Here is an 18,774-nt window from a genome sequence, read left to right as displayed (position 1 = left end):
CCTGAATCGAGGCAGAGCCTCGCACATTGCGTTCCCAGGCAGAGCCTGGAGAACGAGATATGACACAAAAAATGTATGAAAAATAAAGAACAAGTGAATGTCCAGGCTCATCAATTAAAGCATCTACCAAATGATTGATAATTACCATCGGTAATTTTGGATAATAAGAATATAATTTCTATCTTTGGGACGATGTATTTATGTCAGCAGTAGAAAACAGTTACGTAAAGCCGGGATGGTCATTAGAAGAACGCGATCGCAATTTTATCCAGTCGCTAATGCCGAACTTGGGTTTGCTATATCAATACTATTTTCGCGTCCAAACAAGTGGCTGGAATCATATCCCTGTTGACGAAAAAGTATTGCTGGTGGGTTCCCACAACGGTGGATTGGCGGCTCCTGATACATCGATGATGATGTATGACTGGTTTTGTCGATTTGGGGTAGAACGACCAGTTTATGGCTTGATGCACCCTAAGGTATGGCAAGGAAGTCCAGAGTTAGCACAATTGGCTGTAAAGATGGGGGCAATTGTCGCACATCCAAAAATGGCAAAGGCTGCATTTCGTCGAGGTGCAAGTGTATTAGTTTATCCTGGTGGTATTCAAGATGCATTTCGTCCCTATTCAATGCGTAATCAAATCCATCTTGCCGGAAGAAAGGGTTTTATTAAGTTAGCATTGCGGGAAAAAGTACCAATTATCCCAGTAATTTCCGCAGGCGCTCACGATACATTAATTATTTTAGCCGACCTATATAAATTCGCGCAGCAAATCCATAGCTGGGGAATCCCTTGGTTGATGGGAATTGACCCCGAAGTTTTTCCAATCTATCTAGGATTACCTTGGGGATTAGGAATTGGTCCTTTACCCAATATTCCATTCCCTGTACAAATGCATACCAGGGTTTGTCCGCCAATTGTATTTGAAGAATATGGTAAAAAAGCAGCCTGCGATCGCGTTTATGTAAATGCTTGCTACGACATGGTTGTAAGGCAGATGCAACAGGAGTTAGACGGATTAATTAAGGAAAATCAGAGTTAGTCTCTATTGATAATTATTGTTAAGCTATTCAATATAGGAAATAACACCTTTGCTTTTGGGGAAACTTGCTTTAATGTCCGAACCGCAACAAACCGCTAAAACCAAGCCGGGATGGTCTTTAGACAAACGCGATCGTAATTTTATTGAATCGCTCATGCCTTTTTGGGAATTTCTTTATCGCTACTATTTTCGCGTGCAAACAAGCGGTTGGGAACATATTCCCGCAAATGAAAAAGTTTTACTCGTCGGTACCCATAGTGGTGGCATGGCTTCACCAGATATGCACATGATTATGTATGACTGGTTTTCTCATTTTGGTGCTGAACGTCCGATTTATGGATTGATGCACCCCAAAGCTTGGCAGATAAGTCCCCAGCTAACTGAGTTTGCAGCAAAAACAGGGGCTATTATTGCTCATCCCAAGATGGCTGCTGCCGCACTTCGTCGCGATGCTAGTTTGCTAGTATACCCTGGTGGAGGACAGGATTTATTTCGTCCCCATTCCATGAGCAATCAAATACATTTTGCTGGTAGACAGGCATTTATTAAATTGGCATTACGGGAAAATGTGCCAATTATTCCCTTAATTTCGACAGGTTCCCACGATACCTTTTTTGTCATTACCGATTTATACCCGTTGTTACAGCAATTACATGAATGGGGAATGCCTTGGTTGATGGGAATTGACCCCGAAGTTTTCCCTATATATCTAGGTTTACCTTGGGGATTATCTATTGGTCCTTTACCGAATATTCCATTACCTGTAACTATTCATACTAGAGTTTGTCAGGCGATCGTATTTGACAGATATGGTAGTAAAGCAGCGATGGATAGAAGTTATGTGAATGATTGCTATGAGTTAGTTGTCAGCAAGATGCAGCAAGAATTAGATATTTTGGTACAGGAAAATCAAAGTAATTTTAAATTTTAAATTTTAGATTGAAGAAATAAATTTGTAGGGGCGGGGTCTTCCCGCCCTCTTCCCACCCCCACGTATGATATGATTGACATTACTTTCTTAAATCGAGAACTTATTTCGCTCTAAAAAATCAATCTTGGGTAACAAAGGGTCAGATACCATACCTATACCTTGAAAACCCCAACGTTGAAGCACAGATGATATTTGACCACCAGAAATGGATTCAACACTCAGTCGATTTGCCAAATCACCTGCATGAGCATTGAGATAACTCATCGCATCAAAATCCTCTTTAAATAAAAGTAAATAGCTTTTTTCATCATCATTCGGACGAGCAGCCAAATACTTACCGTCAGTTCTAGAACGAATCAAATAATAAATTTCTGTAAACATAAATTTTGAGTTAGGAATTTTGAGTTAGGAATGTTGAATTTGGAGTTATACATATTTTTAACGCCATACTCTATAACCAATTCCTAACATTCTATTCTAATTCAGGTCTTCAAGTTTAATCCGTGGATCGACAGCTTTAAGTAATAGATCGGCTACCAAATTACCAAGTATTAGTAATACCGCACCCATAACCAAACTTGCCATTAATAAATACAAATCTTGATTTTGTAGTGCCTGTAAAGTTAATCTACCTAAACCAGGCCAGTTAAAGAAAAACTCGGCAATAAAGGCACCATTTAACAAACCCGCTAACTCAAACCCCAAAAGAGTCACAAGTGGATTAATGGCATTGCGAAGGGCATGAACGTAGATAACACGATTTTCTGGTAAACCTTTAGCACGGGCTGTTTGGATGTAATCTTGACGCAATACATCGAGTAATTCACCGCGAGTAATCCGTTGTAAACCAGCAAAACTGGTGATACTTAGGGCAATAGTCGGTAAAAGCATATGCCAACCAACATCAATGATTTTACCAAACCAATTAAGTTCATCGTGGTTGATGTCTGTCATGCCACCAACAGGGAATAAAGGAGCAGTAATTTGGGCAAAAATAAGCAATAATAATGCCGTTACGAAACTGGGAAAACCTTGTCCCGCATAGCTAATTACCTGTAGAATCTTGTCAGTGGGGCGGTTTTGTTTGACAGCAGCGATAATACCGAGAGGAATTGCGATCGCCCATGTCATGATTAAGGATGAAATCGCTAAAAGCAATGTTGCGGGTACTCGTTCCCACAGCAGCGAAGACACGGAACGTTGATAAACAAAGCTTTGTCCGAAATCTCCTTTGGTTAAAATTCGCCACAACCACAAGAAAAATTGTTCAAACCAAGATTTATCTAACCCAAATTGAGTCCTCAAGTCATCAAGCCGTTGGCGAGAAATTTTGGGATTTTGCTTTAATGTATCGAGATAATCTCCAGGAGCCAATTGAATAATTATAAATGATAAAGCTGAAGCTAAAAATAAAGTGAATAACGCTTGTAATAGACGCTTCATGACATAAATAAACGTATCACTTGTCACAAATCGAATTAGCCAATCTCGCCCTGATTCAAAAGAAACTCTAGTTGCTGTCATTTTCAAGTTGTAAATTGTAAATCATCAATTATTAGGAGTTAATGGTTAATAGTTGGTGGCTAATAGTTCACGATATATTACCTATTAGCGATTATCTATTCTCTACTACCTATTAACCATTAACCATTACCAAAATTAATACTCAACCAGCGAGATGATCGGCACATTAGGTAAGTGTCTGCGCCCATTTAAATCTCGTAGCTCAATGATAAACCCAAATCCTACCAGTTCGCAGCCAACTTTTTGTAACAATTTTGCAGTTGCAACTGCGGTTCCCCCAGTAGCGATTAAGTCATCGACGATTAAAACTTTACTTCCGACTGGTAAAGCATCCTGATGTATTTCTAAACAATCAGTACCATATTCTAACTGGTATTCCACCGAGTGAACCGCAGCAGGTAATTTCCCCGGTTTACGAACGGGAATAAAGCCAGCATCTAATTTATAAGCCAAAGGAGTTCCGAAAATAAAGCCTCGCGATTCCATTCCGACGACATAATCAACAGTCAAATTTGCCTCATGACATTTTTGTTGAAGCAAATCAATGGTGTAGCGCAACCCATCGCGATCGCGCAGTAATGTTGTAATATCCCGAAACATAATTCCAGGTTTGGGGAAATCAGGAATATCGCGAATTAGAGATTTTAAATCCATAGAGGAATAATAATTTAGAAGATAGGTAAAGATGAAAGAGGAAGAGTCGTGAAAAAAGAGAACTGGAAAATGGCAGCATAAAAGACTGCTCTTGCAAGCGTATCTTCCAATCTCCCCTTTCTGTTTTGCACTCAAATACCCCAGAATCGTACACTATAATGTCATAGTCCTTTATATATAGACAAATGTCTTAGATTAATTATTTGCTCTTTGAATCTAAAAGCAAAACTTCTTTCAGCACAAACACGCTTGTCAAGTAGTGTTTCAGCAATCCTGTGGATTGACGATTAGAATAATCTACACCAAGCTAGGGATGTAACCGCACCATACCAAGCAGGTGAGATAATTTTATAAAAATTCGTGTCTGAACATGTCTGTAGAAATATGAAAAAAATTTTGATTTGCGTATACGGAAACCTTTGAGCCAAATGAGTAACTAATGTATATATCAGGGAATAACTCTAAAATTCATAGATTCGGCAGTTATGAAAAAACTTTTTCTCTAATCCCTAATCACTAAAACTTATCTGTTGCAGCCTTATTAACGGTACTTATAATGAATGTCTCCGCCAGTTTAACCCCCTATAACGATAGTTCAACACCGCGATCGCTACCCATGATTCTGGATACTTTGCCCAATCCCGCAATTGAGGGAGAGGGTTGCCCCCGACGTACTCGCTTACAAATAGACTTATTATTACTGGCGATCGAAGCCCTAGAATTAGGAGGTTCGGAAGCTATTTTGGCATTTGCCGAAGAATTAGACCTAAAAGCTATTATTAAAAATAGAGTCAACCTCTGGCAAATGCGTAGCAGCAACCCAATTCGCAGAGCGCATATTCGTCGTCCTCTGAGTATCATGGAAGCTAAAGCCTTAGTCGTAATTGCTTGCTATATAGCTCGACGCTTAACAGTTACTATCCGGCAATTGCTAATCATCTACCAGCAGATGAGCGATAAGCAAATTCCCCTAGAACAAAATCTCAGGCTATCAAATTATCTTGAAAGGTTTCGTGCCCATTTTCGCAGTCGGATGAATCCTCGTCGTTCTGGGGTACTCGCAATTACCTCTGAGGAAAAGTTAGACGAGCTAGCGATTCATTTATTGGGACAGTTATTGTTCTGTACAGGCACTTCCGGGATGCAGAGGTTCTGGATTAGCTTGTTTGATGGTGAAGTAGATTAATATTCCCGGACAGTATTTAGTAGGGTATTTTGCAGAGGTTTTAGATGAATATTCAAAGAAAATATAGTTTACCAAATTGTACGCTGCTTTTAGAAGGTTTAAATGATACTAGCAGGGCAGCAAATTACCAAGAAATGCGTCCTGAATTATCAATATTGGTTAACGCTGAATGCTATTTATCCGGTTTACAGCAACCATTAGCAGGTGGACGAGAATTTTTTGAAAGCTTGGTACGTACAGTTAATGCTTACGCTCAACAATTTTTGAGTAATGTATCGAATCCAGTCTTGCAAACTCAAGATACTGAGATTGTCCAGATATACAAAATTGACAGCAATCGTCACAAACTAATTGTAAATTCCGAGACTTCTGCTCAATCTGCTGAATACAGCGCATCTGGTGCGACAACACCAGTCGAACTCGAATTAAATACAGTACAACTATTCGATTTAGTCGAAGCTGTAGACCAGTTTTTTGCTGATAGTCAAACACTACCAGAAGTAACTCTCGCACTGCAATCAGTTTCTCGGCGCTACGCTGGCACAAGCCAAGCTTTAATGAAACAAGCAGTACCAGCAAGTGTCGGATTAACAAGTTTAGCAGCTGCTGCGATCGCATTTAGTTTAATTCCTGTCCCACAACCAAAAGCCTCACAGGTACAGTCACAACAGGAAACAAACACCACAAACTTAGCCACAGACAACTCAACAAATAACGTCACACCATTAACCTCTACAAGTCCCATAGCTGAGACTCCGACACCAATTGCGACTAATGTTGCGATCGCGACTCCAGAAACAACCCCAAACCCAACAACAACACCAGGAACTACCCCTGTAACTGCTGATATCGAAGCACTAATCAAAACTGTGCCCGAGATTACTGACCCATCCCAACTGCGGGCATTAAACCGCCAGGTATATAATCAAGTAAGTCCAGTTTGGGAAAAAAAAGATAGTTTAAGTGAAGATGCGGTTTTCCGTGTTGGGGTAGCTGCCGATGGTGCAATTGTTGGCTATAAAGCAGTGAATAAATCCTCGAATGACCAAATTAGTAAAGTACCTCTGCCAAATTTGCTTTATAACCCCGCCACTAGACCCCCAGTGACTAACGAAGCGATCGCACAGTTTCGGGTAGTATTTAGAAAAGGGGGCGTACTCGAAGTTAGTCCCTGGTTGGGATATGCCAAAACACCACAAGTCATCGGCGAAAAAATCAAAGACCCCGCCCAAGTTAAAGATTTAAACACAAAGTTATACGATAAAATTCGTACCAGTTGGAGTGGAACTCCGACATTTTCTAACGATTTAAAATATCGAGTTGCAGTCAACAAAGATGGTGTAATTGCTGATTACGAACCTTTGAATCGAGGTGCTTTCGATTTTTATCGAGAAACCCCATTACCAAAGATGTTCCAAGAAATTTATGGTTCTAATGTTGCTGCACCCAATAATAAGGAAGCGCTAGCCCATTATGAAGTTACATTCAAACCGGGTGGGAATTTAGACATTAAACCTTGGCAAGGATATAAATAATTCATCCATCCATCCATCCATTTGTAGAGACGACCCGATGGGTCGTCTTTTTATATTTGATTATTATCATTAATTGTCATTGGATTTAATATTTTTTATTCCCAATTCCCAATTTCCAATTTCCAATTTCCAATTCCCAATTCCTAATTTTTATATAGACGACCCACCGGGTCGTCTCTACTTCATTTTACGATTCTCCCCATATAACTTCCCCACAATTGTGCTGCTTGGGCACTACTACCAGATGTGGGTGAATTATTGTCATTTCCTAACCAAACACCTGTAACCATACGCCGACTAGGGACATAACCAATAAACCAGAGGTCAACGTTTTTGTCGGTTGTACCTGTTTTTCCAGCTTCACCCAAACCAATCGCGGCTCCTTTCCCTGTACCACTTGTGACAACACCCCTTAATAAACCTGTCATTGTTTGGGCAATATTTTTTGGCAAAACCCGCTTATTTGCTTCCCTGTCTTGGTCGAAAGAATAGATTATCTTGCAAGTTTTTAAGTCATTGCGATCGCGGCAAATACTAGTATCTAAAATTCGGCTAATCGCATGGGGTCGATTCCATACACCCTCGTTACCAATCGCACCAAACGCCCCCGTCATTTCCATGACAGTGACAACACTCTGACCCAAAACTAATCCAGGTACAGGGTCGAGAGGCGATCGCACACCCAATTTTTTTGCCTCCGCAACAACCTTATCTAAGCCAACTTCCTGTGCTATCCGTAAAGCAATGGGGTTTTCTGACAACGCTAGCCCTGTCGCCAAGCTAAAACTTGTCCCAGCACCGGCACGACAGGGTTTATACAGAAACCCTTGCCAACGTAAAGGATCGCAGGAATAAGACTTTTCCGGCGAGATACCTTTTTCGATTGCCGCAGTATAAGCAAATACTTTGAAGGTAGAACCAGGTTGGCGCTTTGCCTGTACGGCACGGTTAAATTGGCTACGGCGAAAGTCTGTGCCTCCTACCATCGCCAAAATCCCCCCAGTACTTGAATCCAGCGTCAAAACTGCACCCTGTGAATACTTTAAGCCTGCCCCATTTTGAGCGATCGAATTTCGTAATGCAGCTTCAGCTTGGGTCTGAATTGCTGGATCGAGTTGTGTCTCAATCAAAAAATTGCCTTCTCTGGCTAAATCAGAACCCAACAATGTTTCTAGTTCTTGAAATACGTAACTATAAAAATAAGGAGCGATGATTTTGGATTGTTTTTCGCAAACTTTGGGACTAATTTCAATGGGCGATCGCCTCGCACCGTTGTAATCATCGGTTTTGATTTTACCCATCTCTAACATTCGTCGCAAAACCCGATTTCGATATTCGATAGTTTGTAGTTTGTTCCGGCTGTCGCCACAAAAATCAAAACCGTTCGGTGCTGGTAAAATCGCCACCAGCGTTGCGGCTTCTGCCAGGGTTAATTCCTTCGCAGTTTTATCGAAATAAAATCTACCCGCATCCTCAAAACCGTAGGTGTCTACCCCCAGAAAAACTCGGTTGAGGTAGGTAAGCAAAATATCATTTTTGCTATAAAAAGTCTCTAATTTCAGCGCCACAACCGCTTCGCGGAATTTACGTCCTAAAGAATCCTGTGCCCCCACATAATCGCGGAACAAACTGCGGGCTACCTGCTGCGTTACCGTACTCGCGCCCTGCTGCACACCCCCACTACGAGTATTAATCAATACAGCCCTTGCCACTCCCAATGGGTCAACGCCGGGATGCCAGAAATAACGGCTATCTTCCGATGCAATTACCGCATTGCCGAGGTAGGGTCCAAAATCCTCTAACCGCTTCATATCTACATGGGCGATCGTTCGCGGTTCCCGTAGAGGTGTAACACCATCGCGGGCATAGACAAGTACAGGTGCCCTTGTTGCGCCTGGTAATGGTCTTACGGAGAATTTCAGCGATTCCACACCAATTGCCAACGCAATCAGTCCTGTGACTGCACCAACTCCATATCCAGCCCAAGTTGCGGCTTTGACATAAAGAGGTGGCGGGTCTATATATTGCAGGCGAACCGATGCAGCAAGTTCGGGCGGTCCTAAGGTGAGAATATCACCATGACGTAGCTCTAGGGTTGTAACGCGGCGCTTGCCTCGGTAAATACCATTAGTAGAGTTTTCGTCTTTAATGATAAAAACTGGATGTCGCTGGCTAGAGTCTCGCGATAAAGATAAATGAATTTGGCTAACAACCGGGTTGCGAACAACAATATCGGAGGATTTGGAACTGCGACCGAGCATATAGCGATCGCCTAACAAGGGATATACTTCCGCGCTTTGTGCCCCCGCGTCTTGTACCCAGAGTTCGGGAACTCTGGCATTTGGCTTCAGCGCCAGCTTGGAAAAATCAACCCTAGCTTGAATTGTCTGGACTGCTTGTGTCAACTGACCAAGCAAGGTTTGCGGCTTTTGGGGTGGTTGGGGGGAACTCATCGGCTATTATTCACACCACGGTTTTTACTGAAGAATTGGGCGAGTTACGAAACTCCTGCGGATTCGCTATGGGTAGCTTGCTTCTCCTAAGAGTACGCGATGCTGCTATTCCACCATTGTAGTTATATCGTTTGTAGTTATATCGTTCCACACTGAACATGTATATTCCGTACAAATTACTTCCCAATTAAGGCGATCAAACATGTTTCTACTCTAGAAAAAGCCTCTCTGCGTCATCACTAATACAAAATTGTAATCTTCTGCGCTGGGATTGTAATCGATAACTACATAAAAAAATACTAGACATCTTACATCTTTAGAGATATGGGACAAACTAATCAAGTGGTAATGGTTTCTCACCAATCGCCAACCACCTCAAAAGGACGCTAGCAGTACCAAATAGTTTCCAATTAAATGGCAAAATAAAAATCATAGTATATAACAATGAGAAATTAATAGTTAATTATTTTACATTTTGATAAATGGCAGGCAGACCCGGTAACAAAGTTCTATCTACCTAACTAAATCTTCCATATTCCTGACTGGCTAACACTTATGCAGTTTATCGAAAAGAGCAATTTATTTTATTTTTGTATTGGTGTAAACTACTAATTACTAGAGAAGTGATGTAAATTTTACTTAACCCTACTACCTCAACATCAAAAATTAAACTTAGAATGCATATTTTGACCCAAAATACATCTACATTTGGGAAGATTTCCTAATTGTTATTGTTTGATTTAATGGGCGAGTATCGTCGAGGTGTTGAGGTTAAGTAATATGAAGGGAAAATATATAACCCTAATTGGTACGGCTCTGAGTTTGGCATTAAGCTGCAATGTTGCCAACGCCCAATCAAGCAAATTCCCTGAACTCCAAGCACAAAAAGACGCGGAAAATAGTGCTGGTTCCTCTCAGGAAAAAACTCTACCTCCTGATGTGATGGAAATTTTATGCAAAAATTTCCCGCTCAACTCTCGCTGTCCAGGTGGTGCAGGTGCAAAAACTCCATCTAGCACCCCATCTGAAAGTACAATCGAAAAAGCTCCAACTGAAACAACTACACCTGATAGCAGTACTCCATTAACACCACCTGGAGGTTCCAGTACACCTATACCAGTACCTGGTAGTGGAGTTCCTGACAGCACCACACCTTCCGGTACTCCTGGTGATAGCGGTACAACAACTCCTCCTGCTGGTTCGAGTAATGAAACTCCTGTAGCGCCTCCTACTGGTGGTACTAATAGAGAAACGGTTCCGATGACACCATTACCCGGCAGTACAAATGAGACTCCCGGCACAACAACCCCATCGGGTAGCGGCACCGATAAACCTATCACTCCTCCTGGTGGTAGTAATCAAGAAACCGCACCTTTAACTCCTCTTCCAGGAACACCAGGTAGTAATAGTAACGATGGTGGTTCAGGCAGCAACGCAGAACCGTTGAAAATGCCAACTTCTGATTCTCCTGGTAGCAGTACAGAACCGTTGAAAGCACCAACTTCTGGCACATCGGACAAGATGACTTTACCAAGTACCATTTCTCCCGAACAAACTCCAAGTTCTGGCTCGGAAACAGTACCTTCTACTGGCGTGAATAAGTAATTTCAAAGTTTGAAATTATACTCAAAACGGCTTAAAACTTTACTTTTTTGTAGATTTAATACCGAATGGTTCATGAGCTACATAATGCCAGCTAAAAAGCCTGGTTGATCAGTCCAGTTCTTAACCGTTAGCAGTATAAGTTAATCAAATTTAACAAAATTAGAACCCGGATTCCGAGGAATCCGGGTTTATTTTGATTTGGTATTTGATGTGGGGGAGCGATCGCAATACTGCTCGGATAAGGTTTCGCGAACGAGAGAAACTGGGTTTCTGAATTAATGCTTCACATAGCAGTATTGGGAGCGATCGCAATTTTTTTTGTTAACGCGATCGCTTGTCAGAAGTTGGACTTTTTTGGAAACTACTAATTAGTAAGCAAGCAATACCGACATTAATAAATATATCGGCAAAATTGAATACGGGAAAATGAATTAATCGGAAATCTAAAAAATCTACTACGTAACCCAGGACAAATCTATCAATGCCATTACCCATTGCTCCACCAAGAATAAACCCATAAGCGAGTCTTTCCCACAAACTTAATTCGGGAGCAAACAAAGCTAGAGCTATTAAACCCAAGCTAACAATCAAAGATAACCACTTTAACGAATCCACATGACCATCTAGAATGCTAAATGCAGCTCCATAGTTACGAACGTAAGTAAAGTGAAATACTCCGGCTATTAATGGTCGTGTTTCTTTAAATTCAAAGGATTGCAAAATCCAATATTTTGTGATTTGGTCTAGGAAAAAAGCGATTAAAGCTGCAATCCAAAATTGGCGGTTTTTTATTTGCATGAATCTAGGGCATTGGGCATTGGGCATTGGGCATTGAGAATTAAGTAAGATAATTTTTTACCCTTCCCATTAACTATTAACTATTAACTAATAAAACATTAAATGCCGCAATATAAATGCTACAACTGTGACTGAGCAAAGTACAATAAATTGTCCTGGTAGTGCGTACCAAGAATATTTTAAGATTGCTTGTAACAAAGACTGCGCTTCTGTACCCTTCCACTGCAAAAAATAACCAAGAGATAGATAGATAATACCACAAAGGTGAACGGTAAATAAGCCGCAAAAGCAGCTAAAAGCAAGGGTTTCCAGTTTTGGTCTGGCTTTGAATGCGATTAGTCCACAAATCCAAGCACCTGGTATAAAACCAAGCAGATAGCCAAATTGTAATAACTTGATATAACCAATACCACCACCATCTGAAAATACAGGTAGCAGGGTTAAACCCATGACTAAATAGGCAATCTGCGACAGCGCTCCGGCGTTTTTGCCTCCCAAACACCCAACTAGTAATACTCCACCAATTTGATAACTGATACCTAAAGAAAAAGTCTGGATTCCATGCTGACTCCAACTCCACGGTAGAGTGGTGACAGATGCTTCGAGGAAGGTTCCACCCATCGTCAGCAGTAAGCCAATCATAGACCATAGAAGTTGATTGGATGCAGCTAGCATTTATAAAGTACTCGCCCAAAAGGCTCTCATGCAAAAGTTAAAAATAAGATTCTAATCTGATTTGTGTTAGATTGAAAAGCCTAGCTGTGCTTTATTTTAGCGTGATTATCCCTCCAGACTAACCTGTACAAACAAGTTGTTGTATTACAATCAATCTCTTGAATGGGAAAGACTCCGAGAAAATACTAAATTTTTGGTGCTTAAAATTATCAGTACTTATTTGTTTGCCTAAACTTAGATTAAAGATGATATTCAAGGGGTTTATAGCTGAAAGTAGCTGAAATAAGTGGGTAAACTCATAGAGGGAAAGCTCTTCTATCACTCTCTATAAAGAGTATTTGGTTGCGATCGCACCTTAATCATCATTGTAGCTAGCAAGTAACCTCACACCAAGATAAATATTTATATTTGCGATCTAAAATAGACAAATTTCAGTGTCTCTTTTAACCTTATCTTTACCCTGGCGCGATATACTCTAGTCGCTATGTCTTGACATTTCTTTAATATTTGCCCATGATTTGCCTTAACTTTGTGAATAATCTTCCCCGTGTGATGCGAGTACTCCCTGCATTAGCATTGACTTTGAGCTTGGCTGCCTGCGGTGGTGGTAGTGAACAAGCTTCGACAAATAGCACTCCTGGTGGGGAAACAACCCCAGGTGCTGCGAAGGAAGCAACTGCTTCTAGTCCTGGTAAATTAGACCTTGGTGGTAATGTATCGCTGACTGGTGCTGGTGCATCTTTCCCCGCACCTCTTTATGCAACATGGTTCCAAGGTTTGAATCAAAAATACCCAAACTTACAAGTTAACTATCAATCAGTTGGTAGTGGTGCTGGAGTGGAACAATTCACTAAAGGAACTGTAGACTTTGGTGCTAGCGATGTGGGAATGAAAGATGAGGAAATTGCCAAAGTTCCCGCAGATAAAGGTGTGATTTTGCTGCCAATGACTGCTGGTAGCATTGTACTTGCTTATAACTTGTCAGATGTGCCCGAACTCAAGTTACCTCGTGCGGTTTATGCTGATATTTTATTGGGCAAAATCAAATCTTGGGATGATGCTGCGATCGCAAAAGCAAATCCAGGAGCAAAACTACCTAAAGCACCAATTACTGTTGTTCACCGTTCCGATGGTAGCGGTACTACAGGGGTATTTACCAAGCACTTGAGCGCTATTAGCCCTGAATGGAAAACTAAAATTGGCGATGGCAAGACTGTTAACTGGGCTACAGGTATTGGTGCCAAAGGAAACGAAGGTGTAACTGCGAGTATTTCGCAAACGGCAGGTTCGATTGGATACGTCGAATATGGTTACGCTAAACAAAATAATTTGAAGTTTGCAACATTGGAAAATAAAGCTGGTAAATTTGTCGTTCCTAATGAACAATCCGCTTCTAAAACCTTAGAGGCTGTAACTTTACCTGCCGACTTACGTGCGTTTATTACTGACCCCGAAGGTGCAGATTCTTACCCAATAGTCACTTATACTTGGATTTTGGCTTACAAGAAATATTCTGATCCAGCAAAAGCAAAAGCTGTGGAAGCAATGATTGAATATGGCTTAACTGAAGGTCAGAAAAAGGCTGTAGAACTTGGTTATGTGCCTTTACCTGCTAATGTGATTCAAAAAGTCGCAGCCGCAGCTGATGCAATCAGCCCTGATTATAAAATCGCTGTGGGTGGTAGTACAGGTAGTGGTAATGCTGCTAAGTAATTAGTATTAGGTATTGGGTATGGATTATTAACTCTTAATTCCTAATTCCTAACTCCTAACTCCTAACTCCTAATTCCTAACTCCTAATTCCTGAAAATATTTTCGTTTGCTCCTACACACATTTATTGTTGATGGATAGGGTTATAAATGAGTACATTCGCTGGGAACGATCGCTCTCAAAATCAAACGCGATCGCAACTTGACAAAAACCTCGATGTTGGTTTTATTTGGCTGACACGGATTTGTGCAATTGCGATCGCAGGTGTTTTATTATGGATAACTTTTCAGGTGGCAGTTCAAGCGCTACCAGCTATCCGAGAATTTGGTCTGGGCTTTTTGGGTCAAAGCATTTGGAATCCTGTAAATAATCAGTACGGTGTGCTACCGCAAATTTACGGAACTTTAGTTAGTGCATTTCTCGGTCTATTAATCTCTATTCCTATTGGGGTAGGTACGGCAGTTCTATTAAGTGAAAAATTGCTACCAAAAGCTGTTGAAACGGTCTTAGTTTTTTTAGTAGAATTACTTGCAGCTATCCCTAGCGTTGTCTACGGAGTTTGGGGAATTTTCGTTCTAATTCCCATACTTACAAACATCGGCAAATGGCTAAATGCCACACTCGGTTTTATCCCACTTTTTTCAACAGTTCCCACTGGAGCGGGAATGATGCCTGCGGGTATAATTTTGGCAATCATGACTTTGCCAGTTATCACAGCTATCTCCCGCGATGCTTTGATATCCATACCTCCTAGCTTGCGACAAGCAGCAGTAGGATTGGGTTGTACTCGTTGGGAAACAATTTCCCAAGTTTTGATTCCAGCAGCATTTTCAGGTATCGTCAGCGCAATCATGTTAGCACTTGGTCGCGCAATGGGTGAGACGATGGCTGTGACAATGTTGATCGGTAACTCTAATAAGATTAGTGCTTCGCTTTTTGCTCCTGCGAATACAATATCCTCGCTGTTGGCAAACCAATTTGCCGAAGCTAGCGGTTTACAAGTCAGTGCCTTGATGTATGCAGCTTTAGTTTTGTTTGTTTTAACACTTGTAGTTAATATCTTGGCAGACTTAGTTGTAACGCAAGTCAAGCGAATTTAGTTCTGCCTTATTCCAAGTGATTTATTTCTCGTGCTTTTTATCTGGTGTCTTTCCTGGTTTTATTAAATGTATGGCTTCCCGTATTTTCGACCAGTCTAATAGCGGTTACACTTATGGTAGTTTAACGCGATCGCAATCTCCTCGGACTTTGCTAAGTACGTTGATGGTTGGAGTTGCTTTCCTATGTGGAGTACTATCATTATTACCATTGCTGGCAGTACTTTCTTACGTAATAATCCAAGGTTTTAGCAGTTTAAGATTGGGCTTGTTTACCGAATTACCACCACCACCACTAGTACAGGGTGGTGGTTTTGGGAATGCCATTTTGGGAACACTATTAATGGTAGGGATAGGAGCATTAATTAGTGTTCCAATTGGTGTACTCGCAGCAATTTATTTAACTGAATTTAGTTCTGGTAAATTATCGCGGTGGGTTCGATTCGCAACCAATGTTCTTAGTGGTGTACCCTCAATTATTGCCGGGGTGTTTGCTTACGGGATTATAGTGGCAACGACTGGTGGATACTCTGCTGTTGCGGGTGGTTTCGCACTGTCAATTTTGATGCTGCCGATTATTATCCGCACCACTGACGAATCTCTACAACTCGTTTCTGAAGACCTACGTCAAGCCGCAGTCGGCATCGGTTGCACAAAATTTCAAGCGGTAACATCTGTAGTTTTACCGACAGCACTACCAGCAATTGTTACTGGTACAACCCTTGCGATCGCGCGGGCATCTGGTGAAACTGCACCTCTATTATTTACAGCATTATTTTCACAGTTTTGGTCTAATAGCCCTTTTGTACCGACAGCTTCCCTAGCAGTTTTGGTATATAACTTTGCTATTTCACCCTTTAAAAACTGGCAATCCCTCGCTTGGGCAGCATCTTTAATTTTGGTGTTAATGGTTTTAGTTACAAGCATCATTGCCCGTTTAGCAACAAATCGCAAAACTTATTAAGTTCAGATAAATCATTTTAGATTTTAGATTTTGGATTTTGGATTTTTTGAAAAGTTTGTCACGAAGGAAAATCCTCCTTATAAATTTTTAAAACGGATTTTAGATTAAAAATCCTGGCTGAAAAATTATTTGAGAAATCCAAAACATTACTAACTCAAATCTTGTACAGAGCAAAATTTCACAAATCCAGGTCAAATTTACTATTTTATGGCTACCAACACTCGTACTGCCAACGATACCGAAACAGTTCTCAGAACAGAAGGATTAAATATTTACTACGGTAAATTCTTAGCTGTCAGTAATGTTTGGCTTGATATTCCCAAAAATCAAGCTGTAGCGCTTATTGGTCCTTCTGGATGTGGTAAAAGTACTTTATTGCGATGCTACAACCGTCTCAATGATTTAATCGAAAGTTTCCGGGCAGAAGGTAATGTTATTTACAACGGGAAAAATTTATACGCACCAGATATCGATCCGGTAGAAGTTCGACGACGCATCGGAATGGTATTTCAACGTCCAAACCCATTTCCTAAATCTATTTACGACAACATAGCTTTTGGAGCCAAAATCAACGGTTTCAAAGGTAATATGGATCAACTTGTAGAAGATAGTCTCAGAAAAGCTGCATTATGGGATGAAGTTAAGGATAAACTTAAGCAAAGTGGTTTGTCGCTTTCTGGTGGACAACAGCAGCGTTTATGTATTGCCCGTGCTGTAGCAGTTCAACCTGATGTTATCTTAATGGATGAACCTTGTTCTGCTCTTGACCCAATTTCAACATTGCGGGTTGAAGAACTGATTCACCAATTAAAAGAGCAATATACCATTATTATTGTCACCCATAATATGCAGCAAGCATCACGGGTTGCTGACAGAACAGCCTTTTTTAACGTCCAAACCTCCGAAAAAGGTGGACGAACAGGTTATCTGGTAGAATATGATCGCACCGAAAATATTTTCCAAGACCCACAACAAGAAGCTACTAAAGAGTATATTAGCGGTAAGTTTGGTTAAATTTGGTTAAATTTGGTTAAATTACATCTCTCTTTTATTCATATCCCTGATTTTTCAAAAAAGTCGGGGATATTGAATATATATATATATATATTATTTATGTCTTCCAAATGCTGTGTTCTATCCTATGCTTTTTTAGACAAAAACAACCTTAATTCGCGTATTTTTTGCTTTAATTCATCTAAATCATTACTAACTTGATTCAGATTTTTTTCAAACTCTGCTAAAGCTCTTTGAGTTAATTCATTATCATTAATTCTTTGAGTGATTAAAGTATTCTGTAAAGTCTTTAAATAGGAAATTTGATAACTTATTGCCGCAAAATTACCAACAATTTCCCCCATATTTTGACTTTGATGGACTTTACTATCAATTTCGTCTTGATAAGTTTGATTAACAGCTTTACCATACTTTTCCATAAACCCTGTAACTGTATCCAAAGTATCTTGGAACGAATCTTGACAAGAAACACACTCAAATTCTTCGCTAGCCATTATTATGTTTCCTAATTTATAGATAAACTTATTAACGTCAAATATTCATTCAAGACGTTATTGGTAGCACAAGTGTTTCATTTGCAAGGATATATCGAACGATATTTAAATCAAATCTCTAATAAACAGACAGATCGAAAAAATAATTATGCATTACCCAGAACCTTTGTAGAGTCGTAGCAATGCTACGTTTTTACATTTTTTCCACCAGATGCATAATCTCCCATAGATGCCGCATATATAAAACCGTATATATAAAAATTCATATATAAAGATAATTTCAGATAATTGAAAACTAATCAAGCAATACTAATTACAAGGTAAAGTTATATATATTTTTTTGGTTCTTCATTACTTATTCTGCTAGATACGTTTGTAAATTAGCTTAAAACCCTCGCATGGCAACCATAACAGCCGTTAATCCTAACATTTGAGGATTAATTTTGAGATTGACGCTATAACAGCCTGTAAACCTCTATTTTCAAGGAAAGTTACCGACTTTAATTAAAATTTCAGCATAATATATACCGAAAAACATTTTTTTAAATGTAAATTCTTTTAATAAAATGATATCTAAATTACACATAATATCCCGGAATTGTTAGAGATTTGGAGATATTATCTTTTATGCTTGGCATTACCATAATTATGCTATAGATTCTAACTATTATGAATAAGAATAATATTTATAATTGAGAATACAAGAACAATATAAATCTACTATAAATCATCTTTTTTCTTTTCATAAAATGTTGTATTTGCTATTTATTTAGATAAAAAAATTGCTTTAATATTATTAGTTTCAAACATTTTTTATATATAAGTGTTTCCACGGTAGAGAGATGTTATGTCTAGTCGGTAAACTATATCTGGTCATATTTTTTACTTCAATCCTAAGTAGGTAAAATCACCCTATGTCTCCTAAAAATATACTTATCGAGTCATTCAAGGCTAGATTTGTTTGGTGGGTAATAGCGAGTTTGTTTATCCTACTACCTATGCTAATTGTATTATTTATTTGGGATAGCAATAGCTTGATATTAGAACAAAAGGTAGAATTATCTACCAATTTTCTAACATTGGTTATAGT

General features: G+C 39.8%; 16 protein-coding genes. 9 read left to right on the top strand and 7 right to left on the bottom strand.

Annotated features, from left to right (window positions below; all coding sequences use genetic code 11):
• The first annotated feature begins 200 nt into the window (after positions 1-200).
• Positions 201-1,043, top strand: a complete 843-nt coding sequence (locus CK510_RS10075; RefSeq protein ID WP_095721577.1) for a lysophospholipid acyltransferase family protein — start codon at positions 201-203, stop codon at positions 1,041-1,043.
• A gap of 73 nt (positions 1,044-1,116) precedes the next feature.
• Positions 1,117-1,974 carry a lysophospholipid acyltransferase family protein gene (locus CK510_RS10070; RefSeq protein ID WP_095721576.1) on the top strand — a complete coding sequence of 286 codons (858 nt, stop codon included), beginning with the start codon at positions 1,117-1,119 and terminating at the stop codon, positions 1,972-1,974.
• 87 nt (positions 1,975-2,061) lie between these two features.
• Here CK510_RS10070 and CK510_RS10065 read toward each other — a convergent pair whose 3' ends face one another.
• From CK510_RS10065 to CK510_RS10055, 3 genes are all read right to left on the bottom strand, one after another.
• Positions 2,062-2,355, bottom strand: a complete 294-nt coding sequence (locus CK510_RS10065; RefSeq protein ID WP_095721575.1) for a hypothetical protein — start codon at positions 2,353-2,355, stop codon at positions 2,062-2,064.
• Between the two features lie 96 nt (positions 2,356-2,451).
• Positions 2,452-3,498 carry an ABC transporter permease gene (locus CK510_RS10060; RefSeq protein ID WP_095721574.1) on the bottom strand — a complete coding sequence of 349 codons (1,047 nt, stop codon included), beginning with the start codon at positions 3,496-3,498 and terminating at the stop codon, positions 2,452-2,454.
• Between the two features lie 135 nt (positions 3,499-3,633).
• Entirely contained in the window at positions 3,634-4,152 is a 519-nt protein-coding gene (locus CK510_RS10055; protein ID WP_095721573.1) for an adenine phosphoribosyltransferase, read from the bottom strand.
• A 556-nt stretch (positions 4,153-4,708) separates the two neighbouring features.
• On the opposite strand from CK510_RS10055, the gene CK510_RS10050 reads away from it, so the two are divergent.
• Both CK510_RS10050 and CK510_RS10045 read left to right on the top strand, forming a co-directional pair.
• Positions 4,709-5,338 (top strand): DUF3038 domain-containing protein, encoded by a 630-nt coding sequence (locus CK510_RS10050; RefSeq protein ID WP_095721572.1) that lies wholly within the window; start codon positions 4,709-4,711, stop codon positions 5,336-5,338.
• A gap of 44 nt (positions 5,339-5,382) precedes the next feature.
• Positions 5,383-6,873, top strand: coding sequence for a DUF4335 domain-containing protein (locus tag CK510_RS10045; RefSeq protein WP_095721571.1), 1,491 nt, complete (start codon positions 5,383-5,385; stop codon positions 6,871-6,873).
• A gap of 182 nt (positions 6,874-7,055) precedes the next feature.
• Here CK510_RS10045 and CK510_RS10040 read toward each other — a convergent pair whose 3' ends face one another.
• Positions 7,056-9,326 (bottom strand): transglycosylase domain-containing protein, encoded by a 2,271-nt coding sequence (locus tag CK510_RS10040; RefSeq protein ID WP_095721570.1) that lies wholly within the window; start codon positions 9,324-9,326, stop codon positions 7,056-7,058.
• Positions 9,327-10,106: 780 nt separating this feature from the next.
• Here CK510_RS10040 and CK510_RS10035 point away from each other — a divergent pair.
• Positions 10,107-10,931 (top strand): hypothetical protein, encoded by an 825-nt coding sequence (locus CK510_RS10035; protein WP_095721569.1) that lies wholly within the window; start codon positions 10,107-10,109, stop codon positions 10,929-10,931.
• Positions 10,932-11,252: 321 nt separating this feature from the next.
• Here the strand turns inward: CK510_RS10035 and lspA are convergent, their stop codons facing one another.
• Together lspA and CK510_RS10025 are read right to left on the bottom strand one after the other, a co-directional pair.
• Positions 11,253-11,729, bottom strand: a complete 477-nt coding sequence (lspA, locus tag CK510_RS10030; RefSeq protein ID WP_095721568.1) for a signal peptidase II — start codon at positions 11,727-11,729, stop codon at positions 11,253-11,255.
• An 87-nt stretch (positions 11,730-11,816) separates the two neighbouring features.
• On the bottom strand, positions 11,817-12,404 hold the full coding sequence (locus CK510_RS10025) for a biotin transporter BioY (protein WP_095721567.1): 588 nt from the start codon (positions 12,402-12,404) through the stop codon (positions 11,817-11,819).
• Between the two features lie 552 nt (positions 12,405-12,956).
• On the opposite strand from CK510_RS10025, the gene pstS reads away from it, so the two are divergent.
• From pstS to pstB, 4 genes are all read left to right on the top strand, one after another.
• Positions 12,957-14,117: a phosphate ABC transporter substrate-binding protein PstS gene (gene pstS, locus CK510_RS10020; RefSeq protein WP_245912022.1), complete on the top strand. Its 1,161-nt coding sequence runs from the start codon at positions 12,957-12,959 to the stop codon at positions 14,115-14,117.
• 147 nt (positions 14,118-14,264) lie between these two features.
• A complete protein-coding gene (gene pstC / locus CK510_RS10015; RefSeq protein ID WP_095721565.1) occupies positions 14,265-15,215 on the top strand; it encodes a phosphate ABC transporter permease subunit PstC in 951 nt (316 codons plus the stop codon).
• Positions 15,216-15,285: 70 nt separating this feature from the next.
• Positions 15,286-16,176, top strand: coding sequence for a phosphate ABC transporter permease PstA (gene pstA, locus CK510_RS10010; RefSeq protein WP_095721564.1), 891 nt, complete (start codon positions 15,286-15,288; stop codon positions 16,174-16,176).
• 207 nt (positions 16,177-16,383) lie between these two features.
• Positions 16,384-17,190 carry a phosphate ABC transporter ATP-binding protein PstB gene (gene pstB, locus CK510_RS10005; RefSeq protein ID WP_095721563.1) on the top strand — a complete coding sequence of 269 codons (807 nt, stop codon included), beginning with the start codon at positions 16,384-16,386 and terminating at the stop codon, positions 17,188-17,190.
• A 125-nt stretch (positions 17,191-17,315) separates the two neighbouring features.
• Here the strand turns inward: pstB and CK510_RS10000 are convergent, their stop codons facing one another.
• A complete protein-coding gene (locus tag CK510_RS10000; RefSeq protein ID WP_095721562.1) occupies positions 17,316-17,684 on the bottom strand; it encodes a hypothetical protein in 369 nt (122 codons plus the stop codon).
• Between the last annotated feature and the right edge of the window lie 1,090 nt (positions 17,685-18,774).

The organism is Brunnivagina elsteri CCALA 953 (genome assembly GCF_002289455.1).
GTDB classification, from domain to species: domain Bacteria; phylum Cyanobacteriota; class Cyanobacteriia; order Cyanobacteriales; family Nostocaceae; genus Brunnivagina; species Brunnivagina elsteri.
This window is presented reverse-complemented; position numbering and strand designations above follow the sequence as displayed.